The sequence below is a fragment of the Halomonas alimentaria genome (assembly GCF_009902005.1).
In the GTDB taxonomy this organism is placed as follows: Bacteria; Pseudomonadota; Gammaproteobacteria; order Pseudomonadales; family Halomonadaceae; genus Halomonas; species Halomonas alimentaria.
In genome coordinates, this window is the sequence record NZ_WUTT01000001.1 from 1761280 (window position 1) to 1773090 (window position 11811).

Annotated in this window: 13 protein-coding genes; 6 read left to right on the plus strand and 7 right to left on the minus strand. The window is 67.7% G+C overall.

The window, feature by feature from the left end:
• Nucleotides 1-38 precede the first annotated feature (38 nt).
• Together ubiT and trmB are read right to left on the minus strand one after the other, a co-directional pair.
• Nucleotides 39-533, minus strand: a complete 495-nt coding sequence (gene ubiT, locus GRB96_RS08280; protein WP_161431704.1) for a ubiquinone anaerobic biosynthesis accessory factor UbiT — start codon at nucleotides 531-533, stop codon at nucleotides 39-41.
• Nucleotides 534-769: 236 nt separating this feature from the next.
• The gene (gene trmB, locus GRB96_RS08285) at nucleotides 770-1510 is read right to left on the minus strand and encodes a tRNA (guanosine(46)-N7)-methyltransferase TrmB (protein WP_161431705.1); all 741 of its coding nucleotides are present in this window, start codon (nucleotides 1508-1510) and stop codon (nucleotides 770-772) included.
• Nucleotides 1511-1639: 129 nt separating this feature from the next.
• Between trmB and GRB96_RS08290 the strand changes: the two genes are divergently transcribed.
• Complete coding sequence (locus GRB96_RS08290; protein ID WP_161431706.1) at nucleotides 1640-2014, plus strand: DUF423 domain-containing protein; 375 nt, start codon at nucleotides 1640-1642, stop codon at nucleotides 2012-2014.
• A gap of 7 nt (nucleotides 2015-2021) precedes the next feature.
• Here GRB96_RS08290 and GRB96_RS08295 read toward each other — a convergent pair whose 3' ends face one another.
• On the minus strand, nucleotides 2022-2438 hold the full coding sequence (locus GRB96_RS08295; RefSeq protein WP_161431707.1) for a PaaI family thioesterase: 417 nt from the start codon (nucleotides 2436-2438) through the stop codon (nucleotides 2022-2024).
• Between the two features lie 145 nt (nucleotides 2439-2583).
• Nucleotides 2584-4758, minus strand: a complete 2175-nt coding sequence (locus GRB96_RS08300) for a malate synthase G (protein WP_161431708.1) — start codon at nucleotides 4756-4758, stop codon at nucleotides 2584-2586.
• Nucleotides 4759-4990: 232 nt separating this feature from the next.
• Between GRB96_RS08300 and GRB96_RS08305 the strand changes: the two genes are divergently transcribed.
• Together GRB96_RS08305 and GRB96_RS08310 are read left to right on the plus strand one after the other, a co-directional pair.
• Nucleotides 4991-5974, plus strand: a complete 984-nt coding sequence (locus GRB96_RS08305; RefSeq protein ID WP_161431709.1) for an alpha/beta hydrolase — start codon at nucleotides 4991-4993, stop codon at nucleotides 5972-5974.
• On the plus strand, nucleotides 5971-6462 hold the full coding sequence (locus tag GRB96_RS08310; protein ID WP_161431710.1) for a hypothetical protein: 492 nt from the start codon (nucleotides 5971-5973) through the stop codon (nucleotides 6460-6462). Before GRB96_RS08305 ends, GRB96_RS08310 begins: the two co-directional genes overlap by 4 nt.
• A gap of 13 nt (nucleotides 6463-6475) precedes the next feature.
• On the opposite strand, the gene GRB96_RS08315 is transcribed toward GRB96_RS08310, so the two are convergent.
• A complete protein-coding gene (locus GRB96_RS08315) occupies nucleotides 6476-7978 on the minus strand; it encodes a YifB family Mg chelatase-like AAA ATPase (protein WP_161431711.1) in 1503 nt (500 codons plus the stop codon).
• A 67-nt stretch (nucleotides 7979-8045) separates the two neighbouring features.
• Nucleotides 8046-8399 (minus strand): accessory factor UbiK family protein, encoded by a 354-nt coding sequence (locus GRB96_RS08320; RefSeq protein WP_161431712.1) that lies wholly within the window; start codon nucleotides 8397-8399, stop codon nucleotides 8046-8048.
• 269 nt (nucleotides 8400-8668) lie between these two features.
• Here GRB96_RS08320 and GRB96_RS08325 point away from each other — a divergent pair, with 269 nt between their 5' ends.
• The 3 genes from GRB96_RS08325 to glnK all read left to right on the plus strand — a co-directional run bounded on the left by GRB96_RS08325 (nucleotide 8669) and on the right by glnK (nucleotide 10782).
• On the plus strand, nucleotides 8669-9007 hold the full coding sequence (locus tag GRB96_RS08325; protein ID WP_161431713.1) for a P-II family nitrogen regulator: 339 nt from the start codon (nucleotides 8669-8671) through the stop codon (nucleotides 9005-9007).
• 40 nt (nucleotides 9008-9047) lie between these two features.
• Nucleotides 9048-10298 (plus strand): ammonium transporter, encoded by a 1251-nt coding sequence (locus GRB96_RS08330; RefSeq protein ID WP_161431714.1) that lies wholly within the window; start codon nucleotides 9048-9050, stop codon nucleotides 10296-10298.
• Nucleotides 10299-10443: 145 nt separating this feature from the next.
• Nucleotides 10444-10782, plus strand: coding sequence for a P-II family nitrogen regulator (gene glnK / locus GRB96_RS08335; RefSeq protein WP_023004277.1), 339 nt, complete (start codon nucleotides 10444-10446; stop codon nucleotides 10780-10782).
• A 131-nt stretch (nucleotides 10783-10913) separates the two neighbouring features.
• Here the strand turns inward: glnK and GRB96_RS08340 are convergent, their stop codons facing one another.
• Nucleotides 10914-11690 (minus strand): ferredoxin--NADP reductase, encoded by a 777-nt coding sequence (locus tag GRB96_RS08340; RefSeq protein WP_161431715.1) that lies wholly within the window; start codon nucleotides 11688-11690, stop codon nucleotides 10914-10916.
• Nucleotides 11691-11811: the final 121 nt, after the last annotated feature.

Here is an 11811-nt window from a genome sequence, read left to right on the forward strand (position 1 = left end):
TCGGATGGCTCCGGAAGAAGTTCGTTAATCGAAAAAATTCAGTTCGTACGTCTCGCCAGTCGCTCCAGGCGAACCAGCAGTTCACCGAAGGGCCCCTGGGCCAGGCCCTCCTCGCGACCGTCGAGCAGGTTCTTGACCATCAGGCCCAGTTCGGTGTCGCCCTCGATCAGCAGCCGGCGCTGAAAGAACAGCGCATCGGGGTCCTCGCGCCGGGTGGCCAGGCAGAGAAACTCCCGCCAGCCACCGCGGATAGTGGCCTCGCCGGGCTCGGTGCACACCGCCAGTCGCTCGCCCTCCAGGGTGAGGGTCAGCGCCACGCCGATGTCCTCGATGGCCAGGGTGATGCGACGTCCCTCCAGGGCGTCGAACTCCCCCTCGGCCAGGGGCTCGGCGAAGGTGCGGTTGAGCAACGGTTCCACCAGGCGGCGCTTGAGACCGACCGGCACGCGCGGGTCGAGGGCGCGAATCAGGCGGGCGGGTGCGGGAGGACGCGGCAGGGCGTGTAACGGTAAAGGCAACAACGGCAGGGACATGACAGCTCTCCTGAAGGGTAACCATGCGGCCAGGGCCGCCGAACCGTTCATCCTAGGCCGGTGCTCCCGGGGCTGCACTGACATGCATCATGTCGGTGTCAGGCCCTCTGTTCACCCGCGGCCCGACTACCATATATAGACCATATCTCGCCGGCAAGCCCCATATCTGGTGCAAGCCGGCGAACATCATGATCCATTTTCATTTGACAGCCTAACCGCTTGAAGCGGCGGCAGAATCACCCGACGCGGCGGTAGATGAGATCCCAGACGCCGTGGCCGAGCTTCTCGCCGCGGGCCTCGAACTTGGTCAGCGGACGGAACGCCGGGCGTGGTACGTAGGGTGCGGTCTCGGGCTCGGCGGTATTGGCGAAGCCGGGGGCGGCGTCCATCACCTCGGCCATCCACTCGGCGTAGGCCTCCCAGTCGGTGGCCAGGTGGAAGGTGCCGCCGACCTTCAGCCGCGAGCGCACCAGCTCGACGAAGGCAGGCTGCACGATGCGCCGCTTGTGGTGCTTCTTCTTGGGCCAGGGATCGGGGAAGAACAGCTGCACGGTATCCAGGCTCGCCTCGGGCAGGCACTCCTCGAGCACCCGCAGGGCGTCCTCACGGTAGACGCGCAGGTTGCCGAGGCCGCGCTTGTCGGCCTCGTCGAGCAGCTTGCCGACACCCGGCGCATGCACCTCGATGCCGATGAAGTCGGTGTCGGGGTGGGTCGCGGCCTGCTCAACCAGCGAGGCGCCCATGCCGAAGCCGATCTCCACCACGCAGGGCGCGCGGCGCCCGAACAGCGTATCGAGATCCTGGCGACCGTCGGCCAGGGTCAGTCCGAGACGCGGCCACACCTCCTCGAGCCCGCGGGTCTGGGCCTGGGTCATGCGTCCGGCGCGCAGCACATAGCTCTTGATGCCGCGGCGGTGCAGCGGGGCGTCGGCCCCCTCCGGGCCGGTGGTCTTGTCGTCGTGTCGGGGATCGGTCATGGCGCGGGGCAACCCTTCTCTTGGCTTGAATCTTCTGGGCTTGAATAAACCGGGGGCGCGTATTGTAGCGGCTGAGGCTCGCCCGGGGTACGGTAGCGGCCGATTCTACCGACACGGAGGGGGACCGATATGCAGGACAGGGGATGGTGGCTGGGGGCGGCGCTCTCCGGCGCCCTGGTGGTGATCGCCGGTGCCTTCGGCGCCCACGCCCTGGAGGGGCAGCTGGCCCCGCGGCTGGCGGCGGCCTTCGAGACCGGGGTGCGCTACCAGGCGTGGCACACCCTGGCACTGCTGGCGATGCTGGCCTGGCGCGCCTCCCAGCCGCTGGCCGGCCAGCGGCTGGCCATGGCGCTGTGGGCGGCAGGCATCGCGCTGTTCTCCGGTTCGCTCTATGCCATGGCGCTCACCGGCGCGACGGGGCTGGGGATGATCACGCCCATGGGCGGGGTACTGATGATCGCCGGCTGGTTGGCCCTGGCCGCCGCCATATTGCGCGCCCGCTGAGGCGCCATCAGTCGTCGCGATCGGGCAGGGCGTAGGTGGCGGTGACCAGCGCCACCGGCTCCTCCTGCCCGGCAGAGAACAGCTGCACCTCGCCCACCGCCAGGCGGCGGCCCAGCTTGAGGATACGCGCGGTGGCGATGATATCGCGGTCGCCCCGGGGACGACGCAGGAAGCGGCAGTGCAGGTCGCTGGTGACCGCCATGGGTTCGGGGCCGATCTCGGCGAGGATCGCCACGTAGAGGCAGACGTCGGCGAGCCCCATCAGGGTGGGGCCGGAGACGCTGGCGCCGGGACGCAGGTGCTCGTCGTCGATGGCCAGGCTCATGGTGGCCTTCATGTGATCGACGGCCTCGATGGTGCCGAAACGCTGGGGGAACACCTCGTCGAGGAAATCCTCGATGGCGGCGGCGGTCATCACGGGCATGGCAAGCCTCCCTGCTGTGGCGAACGAAAACCACCACCTTAGCCGACCCGCGCCGACGCCGACAGTGCCCGAACGTCGAGCCCTCACGAAAGCGCCCCCGCGGCATGACCGCGGGGGCGCTCCCCGACGCCTTTGGTTGGTTTCCTTACTTCGCCTTGTGCACGGCGCGCCAGTGGTGCAGCAGCGGCTCGGTGTAGCCGGCAGGCTGCACGCGGCCCTTGAAGATCAGGTCGCTGGCGGCCTGGAAGGCGCTGGAGCCCTGGAAGTCCGCGCTCATCGGCGTGTACTCCGGGTCATCGGCGTTCTGCTTGTCGACCACCTTGGCCATGCGCTCCAGGGTCTCCTGGACGCGGGCGGCATCGACCACGCCGTGGTGCAGCCAGTTGGCGATGTGCTGGCTGGAGATGCGCAGGGTGGCACGGTCTTCCATCAGGCCCACATCGTGGATGTCCGGCACCTTGGAGCAGCCCACGCCATGCTCGACCCAGCGCACCACGTAGCCGAGGATGCCCTGGCAGTTGTTGTCGAGCTCCTGCTGGCGCTCCTCGTCGCTCCAGTCGGCGCTCTCGGCCACCGGCACGCTGAGCAGGTCATCCAGGACGTCCGGTTCGCCCTGCCCCTCCAGCTCGCGCTGGATGGCGGCGACGTCCACCTGGTGGTAGTGCAGGGCGTGCAGGGTAGCGGCAGTGGGTGAGGGCACCCAGGCGGTGTTGGCGCCGGCCTTGGGGTGGCCGATCTTCTGCTCCAGCATGCCGGCCATCAGGTCGGGCATGGCCCACATGCCCTTGCCGATCTGGGCGCGGCCGCGCAGGCCACAGGCCAGGCCGACCTGGACGTTGTTCTTCTCGTAGGCCTGGATCCAGGCGGCACCCTTCATGTCGCCCTTGCGGATCATCGGACCCGCCTCCATGGCGGTGTGCATCTCGTCGCCGGTGCGATCGAGGAAGCCGGTGTTGATAAACACCACACGCGAGGCAGCCTCGGCGATACACGCCTTGAGATTCACCGTGGTGCGGCGCTCCTCGTCCATGATGCCCATCTTGAGGGTGTCGCGGGCCATGCCCAGCAGATCCTCGATGCGGCCGAACAGCTCGTTGGCGAACGCCACTTCCTTCGGCCCGTGCATCTTGGGCTTGACGATGTAGACCGAGCCCTCGCGGGAGTTGCGCGCCTCGCCCTCGCCCTTCTTCAGGTCGTGCAGGGCGATCAGGCTGGTGACGATGCCGTCGAGGATGCCCTCGGGCAGCTCGTTGCCCTCGGCGTCGAACACCGCCGGCGTGGTCATCAGGTGACCGACGTTGCGCACGAACATCAGCGAGCGACCCGGCAGGGTCACGCTGCCGCCAGCGGTGTTCTGCCAGGTGCGGTCGGCGTTGAGGCGACGGGTGAAGGTCTTGCCGCCCTTCTCGACCTCTTCTGTCAGGTCGCCCTTCATCAGGCCCAGCCAGCTGGCGTAGACACCTACCTTGTCCTCGGCGTCCACCGCGGCCACGGAGTCCTCGCAGTCCATGATGGTGGTCACCGCCGCCTCGACCACCACATCCTTGACGCCAGCCGGGTCGGTCTTGCCGATCGGGTTGCTCGGATCGATCTGGATCTCCAGATGCAGGCCATGGTTGCTCAGCAGGATGGTATCGGGGCTCTCGGCCGGGCCGTTGAAGCCCACCAGCTTGCCGGCATCCTTGAGGCCGGTCTCGCGACCACCCTCCAGGGTAACCACCAGATGGCCGTCACGCAGGGCATACTTCACGGCGTCACGGTGGGAGCCGGTGGCCAGCGGTGCGGCACGATCCAGCACGCCGCGGGCGTAGGCGATGACCTTCTCGCCACGCTTGGGATTGAAGCTCGTGCCCTTCTCGGCGCCGTCCTCCTCGGAGATGGCATCGGTGCCGTAGAGGGCATCGTAGAGGCTGCCCCAGCGGGCATTGGCGGCATTCAGCGCATAGCGGGCGTTGTTGACCGGCACCACCAGCTGGGGGCCGGCCTGGACGGCAATCTCGCGATCGACGTTGGCGGTGGTCACCTTGACCGAGCTCGGCGCCTCGGCCAGGTAGCCGATCTCCTCGAGGAAGGCGCGGTAGCCAGGCATGTCCCGCACCGGGCCGGGATTCTCGCGATGCCAGCTATCGAGCTTCTCCTGCAGGCGATCGCGCTCGGCGAGCAGTTCACGGTTCTTCGGGGTCAGATCATGGAAGAGGGCGTCGACACCGGCCCAGAAGGCCTCGGCGTCGATGCCGGTGCCCGGGAGCGCCTGTTCGGTGATGAAGCGGTCCAGTTCGGCGGCCACCTGGAGGCGGTGACGCGTGACACGTTGAGTCATGGTGAATCTCCTCGCACGGGGCAGGCGGCGGGTGCACACCGGACTGCCATCAACAGGGTTGGGTGACTGCGTAGCATCGATTTTGTGGAAAACCGTTCCACATGTAAAGCTGGAATGGCATCGCCAGCGCCAGGACTCGACCAAAAGATAAGACCGCGAGGCCCGCCCGCTCGGCAATCATGGTGCCACCTCGCGCTTGCCGCTAGCATGGTGGTGCACCGTGGAGAATGCGATGAGCGATTTCACCCCCCTGCAGGCCCTGGGCCCCTTCCGCTGGATCGACCCAGCCGACGAGTTGCCCGGCGGCGACCACCTGGAACGCTATCTGGGCCACTACGGCCTCGCGCCCCTGCTCGCCGAGCATGTGGGGCTGCACCTGGGCTTCCTGGACGCCGGCGACTTCCGCCTGTGGGCCTCGGTCTGGAGTCCCGCCGAGCCCATCGGCACCGCCTTCGTGGTGCACGGCTACTTCGACCACCTGGGGCTCTATCGTCACCTGCTCGAACGCCTGCTGGAGCGCGGCTGGCGCGTGGTACTGTGGGATCTGCCCGGCCACGGGCTCTCCAGCGGCCAGCGCGCCTCCATTGCCGACTTCGACGACTATGGTGGCTGCCTGCACGCCCTGCAGGACCATCTGGAAGCCGAGGGGCTGGCCCCGCACCCCTGGCTGGGCATCGGCCAGAGTACCGGCGCGGCGATACTCGCCACCGATGCCCTGACCCGCGGAGAGGACGGCAGCTGGGCCGGCCTGGCCCTGCTGGCGCCGCTGGTGAGGCCCTGGGGTTGGCGCCAGTCAAGCTGGCTGCATCTGCTGGTGGGCCCCTTCGTGCGCTCCATCCCACGCAAGTTTCGCGACAACTCCACCGACGCCGATTTCGCCGCCTTCCTGCGCGACCAGGACCCGCTGCAGGCCGACCGCGTGGCAGTGGACTGGGTCAGCGCCATGCGCCGCTGGATGCCGCGGCTGCTGGCACTGCCCCCCAACCCGGTGCCGACCCTGATCCTGCAGGGCGAGCAGGACCTGACCGTGGACTGGGAGTGGAACCTGGAGGTACTCAAGGAGAAGTTTCCCAATGCCGAGGTGCATCTGCATCCCGAGGCCCGGCACCACCTGGTCAACGAGGCGGAGCCCATCCGCCAGGCGCTGTTCGAGAGCCTGGATCGCTTTATCGATGCCCTGGCGCCCGGCGCCACTGTGGAGAAAACGACATCATGAAGACCGCGCCCTCCCGTCTGGTCGCCCTCCTGGCGCTGACCCTGCTTGCCGGCTGCGCCGGCGCTCCCGAGCGTCCCGACAGCAGCATCCGCCAGGCGCTCTTCAACCTCGGCGAGCGCGCCGCCGCCCTGGTGATGACGGCCCCAGACCTGCCGCAGCCACCCAGCGACCAGGTGCTGCTGCTGTCTCGCCCCGAGGTCAACGCCGGCCTCGGCATCGAGAACGAGCGCTTCAACGAGAGCCTGGTACGCGCCCTGCTGGCAATCAGTGATGGTCCCCAGGTCCTCGACTGGAACACCAACCTGACCGACAGCGGCGATAACCAGTGGCGCCTGGAGAGCCGTCTGATGGCCGACGGCCCACGCCTCTCACTCTCCGACCGCGAACTGCTTCCCTACCGCCTGACGCTGACCCTGCGCCGCCCCGGCGAGGAGGCAGCACGCTGGGAGCAGAGCCTGCAGGGCGCTCTGGACAGCACGGCGCTATAGCGAAAGGCGCCGCTCACCCCTTGAGGAGTCGATCGAGCTGGCGATAGCCCACCGCCTCGATCAGCTGATCGCGCTCGGGGCGCGAGACGCCGGCGAGATCGGCCAGGGTCAGTGCCACCCGCAGCACGCGATGATAGGCCCGGGCCGACAGCTTGAGCCGCTCCAGCACCGCCGCCAGCCAGGCGCGGTCCGCCGCCGAGAGGCCGCAGGCCGCCTCCAGCTCGCGCCCTGCCAGGTGAGCGTTCAACGCACCCCGCGCCAGCTGGCGCTCGCGGGCCGCCAGCACCCGCTTGCGCACCGTGGCGGAGTCCTCGCCGGGCTGGTTGGCGGTAAGCTGCTCCGGGGGGAGTGCCGGCACCTCCACCTGCAGGTCGATGCGGTCGAGCAGCGGCCCGGAGAGGCGCGCCTGGTAGCGCTGGATCTGCGCCGCGGTGCAGTGGCAGGCCTGGCGCGGATCGCCCAGATGGCCGCAAGGGCAGGGGTTCATCGCCGCCACGAGCATGAAACGCGCCGGGTAGCGACGCTCATGGCTGGCCCGGGCGATATGGATGCGCCCGCTCTCCATGGGCTCGCGCATCACCTCCAGCACATGGCGCGGGAACTCCGGCAGCTCGTCGAGGAACAGCACCCCGTGGTGGGCCAGGGAGATCTCGCCGGGGCGCGGCCGCGCGCCACCACCCACCAGGGCCACCGCGCTGGCGGTATGGTGCGGGGCACGGAAGGGTCGGCGTCCCCACTCGGCGCGCAGCGGCAGGCCGCTGACCGAGCGCACCGCCGCCACCTCCAGCGCCTCGTCGTCGGTGAGCGGGGGCAGGATGCCGGGCAGGCGACTGGCCAGCATGGTCTTGCCGGTACCGGGTGGGCCGGCAAAGAGCAGGTTGTGGGACCCGGCGGCGGCGACCTCCAGGGCACGGCGGGCCTGGAACTGGCCACGCACCTCGGCGAGATCGGGCAGCGGCTGGGTGGCTGCGGGTGGGCGCGATAGCCGGTGGGGAGGGATGGGGGCCTGGCCCAGCAGGTGGGCGACTACCTCCAGCAGGTGGTCGGCGGGCAGCACCTCGAGCTCGCCGGCCAGGGCAGCCTCGTCGGCATTGGCCCGGGGCACGATCAGTTGCCGCCCGGCGCGCCGCGCGGCCAAGGCCAGCGGCAGAACACCCTCCACCGGGCGCAGGGCACCGTCCAGCGCCAGTTCACCGACACTCTCGGTCGCTTCCAGGCAACCGGGCGGCAGCTGGCCGGAAGCGAGCAGCAGCCCCAGGGCGATGGGCAGGTCGAAGCGGCCACCCTCCTTGGGCAGGTCGGCGGGGGCCAGGTTGAGGGTGATGCGCCGCAGCGGGTACTCGAAGCCGGCGTTGACCAGGGCGCTACGCACCCGCTCACGGCTCTCCTTGACCGCCGTCTCCGGTAACCCGACCAGCGTCATGCTGGGCAGGCCATTGGAGAGGTGCACCTCCACCTGCACCTCGGGTGCCTCCAGGCCGAGACCGGCCCGGGTGTGCACGATCGCCAGCGTCATGGGCGCTCCCTCGCGAATGGACTGCTCTCAGGCTAGTCCAGAGCGCGGCGAGGCGCCCGACGCGACCTCAGGAGGCGGCGTCCTCGCCCTTGTGCTCGTCGCGCTTGCCTTCACCGCTCGGGTCGCTCTCCGCCGGGGCGTCGGCGCCCTCGGCCGCTGCCGCGGTGCCGCCGGTCTGGGCTTCCACCAGCGCCTCCAGGGAGGCGACCTGCTTCTCCAGAGCCTCGACCCGTGACCGGGTGCGCTGCAGTACGTCCATCAGGATGTCGAAGTCCTCGCGGGAGACCAGTTCGAGACGGTCGAAGGCTCCCCTTACCACCTGCTGGATACCCTTCTGCACCTCTTCGGGGGCCTGGGAGGCGCCCTGCAGGCGCTCGCCGATCTGCTGGGCCAACCGACCGATTCTATCGTGGGTCACCATGACGCTTCTCCTGGTTGGGGATGACGACCTACAGGATACGCGTGGCACCCATGAGACGCATGCCCTCTTGCAGGGCGCGTGGGACGTGCACAGGCACCATCGGAGTGCATGGAGCCTGACAGCAAGCCGATGCAGGAGCTGTTCCCATCCAGGAAAAGTAGCTCAAGGCTCAGATATCAAAGGGTTTTTCTCATCACTGGCACGCCGCGCGCATTGTGCAGGTCAGCCGCCCCATCGGGTCGCCTCCCATCGCAACGAGGAGACAGGACATGAAGCTGATCACCGCCATCATCAAGCCCTTCAAGCTGGACGACGTCCGCGAGGCGCTGGCCGACAACGGCGTGCAGGGCATCACCGTCACCGAGGTCAAGGGTTTCGGCCGCCAGAAGGGCCACACCGAGCTCTACCGCGGCGCCGAGTACGTCGTCGACTTCCTGCCCAAGGTCAAGGTCGAGATCGCCGTGGACGACGGCCGCCTGGAGAGCGTGCTGGACGCCATCTGCGAAGCCGCCGGCAGCGGCAAGATCGGCGACGGCAAGGTATTCGTCACGGCCCTCGAGGACGTGATCCGTATCCGCACCGGCGAGCGCGGCGCCGATGCCGTCTGAGCCATGACCGACTGCCGCTTCCCCGACTGGAGACTCCACCATGAGTGAACTGACCGAACTGAGCTATGCGCTCGATACCTTCTACTTCCTGATCTGCGGCGTACTGGTGATGTGGATGGCCGCCGGCTTCGCCATGCTCGAGGCGGGCCTGGTGCGCGCCAAGAACACCGCCGAGATCCTCACCAAGAACATCGCCCTGTTCGCCATCGCCTGCACCATGTACCTGCTGGTGGGCTACTACCTGATGTACTCGAGCCCCGAGGGCGGCATCCTGCCCAACCTCGGCGTGCTGCTGGGCAGCGAGAACGGCATCGACGCCGTGCTGGCCGGCGGTGACGACGCCCCCTACTACTCCATGCGCGCCGACTACTTCTTCCAGGTGGTGTTCGTGGCGACCGCCATGTCCATCGTCTCCGGGGCGGTGGCCGAGCGCATGAAGCTGTGGGCTTTCCTGGCCTTCGCGGTGGTGATGACCGGCCTGATCTACCCGGTCTCCGGCTACTGGACCTGGGGCGGCGGCTGGCTCTCCGCGGCCGGCTTCTCCGACTACGCCGGCTCCGGCATCGTGCACATGGCCGGTGCGGCTGCGGCACTCGCCGGCGTGCTGGTCCTCGGCCCACGCAAGGGCAAGTACGGCAAGGACGGCAGCATCTACGCCATCCCCGGCGCCAATCTGCCGCTGGCGACCCTGGGCACCTTCATCCTGTGGATGGGCTGGTTCGGCTTCAACGGCGGCTCAGAGCTCAAGGTCTCCGACGTCGCCTCCGCCAACAACATGGCCCAGGTGCTGGTCAACACCAATGCCGCCGCCGCCGGCGGGGTAATCGCCGCCTTGGTGATTGCCAAGCTGTGGTTCCGCAAGGCCGACCTGACCATGACCCTCAACGGCGCCCTGGCCGGCCTGGTGGCGATCACCGCCGACCCGCTCTCCCCCTCCGCCCCGGGCGCGGCGCTGATCGGCGCCATGGGTGGTGTCATCGTGGTGGCCGCCATCGTCGGCCTGGACAAGCTGAAGATCGATGACCCGGTGGGTGCCATCTCGGTGCACGGTGTGGTCGGTATCTGGGGCCTGCTGGCTGTGCCGCTGACCAACGGCGACGCTACCTTCGGCGCCCAGCTGCTCGGCATCGTCGGCATCTTCGCCTGGGTCTTCCTGGCCAGCCTGATCGTCTGGGGCATCCTCAAGGCGGTGATGGGCATTCGTGTCAGCGAGGAGGAAGAGTACGAGGGGGTCGACCTGACCGAATGCGGCATGGAGGCCTACCCCGAGTTCAGCGTCGCCAAGAAATGAAGGCAACGCGTAACGAGTGAGCTGGCGTGCTCCACTTGGCCCCCGCAAGGGGGCCTTTTTTCTTCCCCGCCGGCGGGGTGTATCCTAGGGACAATCCGCCTATCGCCGGCGGCATGCCCGCCCCAGAATCGACGAGGAACCGACCATGAAACTGGTGACCGCCATCATCAAGCCCTTCAAGCTCGACGACGTGAGGGAGTCCCTCTCGGAGATCGGCGTGCAGGGTATCACCGTGACCGAGGTGAAGGGCTTCGGCCGTCAGAAGGGCCACACCGAGCTCTACCGTGGCGCCGAGTATGTAGTGGACTTCCTGCCCAAGGTGAAGCTCGAGGTCGCCGTGGACGACGAGATGGCCGAGAAGGTGATCGATGCCATCACCAGCGTCGCCAATACCGGCAAGATCGGTGACGGCAAGATCTTCGTCACCCCGCTGGAGCAGGTGATCCGCATCCGTACCGGCGAGACCGGCAAGGATGCGGTATAGCAGCCGTAAGCCATAAGCGCCGAGCTCGGCTCGGCAGCTGATCCAGACAAGGAAACCCCATCCGACGGAAGCCGGATGGGGTTTCTCTTATCGCTTAAGGCTTACGGCTTAGAGCTCCGGGCGCAGCCCGGTCACTTCTCGACGAAGGCCCGCTCGATCACATAGTCCCCGGGCTCGCCCATGCGCGGCGAGATCTTGAAGCCCAGTTCATCGAGCAGTTCGCTGGTGCTCTCCAGCATCGCCGGGCTGCCGCAGATCATGGCGCGATCCTGCTTGGGGTCCAGCGCCGGCAGGCCGGTGTCCTCGGCGAGCTTGCCGCTGCGGATATGGTCGGTCAGGCGGCCCATGGTGTGGAACTCCTCACGGGTCACGGTGGGGTAGTAGACCAGCTTCTCGCTGATCTCCTCGCCCAGGTACTCGTGGGCCGGCAGCTCCGTCTGGATGAAGTCGGCATAGGCCAGCTCGCTGACGTTGCGCACGCCGTGCACCAGCACCACCTTCTCGAAGCGCTCGTAGACCTCGGGGTCCTGGATCAGGCTCATGAAGGGCGCCAGGCCGGTGCCGGTGGAGAGCAGGTAGAGGTTGCGCCCCGGCAGCAGGTCGTCGGTGACCAGGGTGCCGGTGGGCTTGCGACTGACCATGATCTGGTCGCCCACCTGGAGATGCTGCAGACGCGAGGTCAAGGGGCCATCCGGCACCTTGATGCTGAAGAACTCAAGGTGATCCTCGTAGTTGGGGCTGGCGATGGAGTAGGCACGCATCAGCGGCTTGCCGTTCACCTCCAGGCCGATCATCACGAACTGACCGTTCTTGAAGCGCAGGCTGCGCTCGCGGGTGGTGCGGAAACTGAACAGGGTGTCGTTCCAGTGGTGGACGCTGAGCACCTCTTCCAGGGCAAACTTGCTCATGCCGGCTCCTCTATGCGGTCGAAGGCTTTATATGCCTAAAAAGAATAAAAGCGATTCCAAGATTTGCATTGAATTCTAAGCCAGGAGGCGTTATCTGTTAAATGGATTGTATGGATAACCG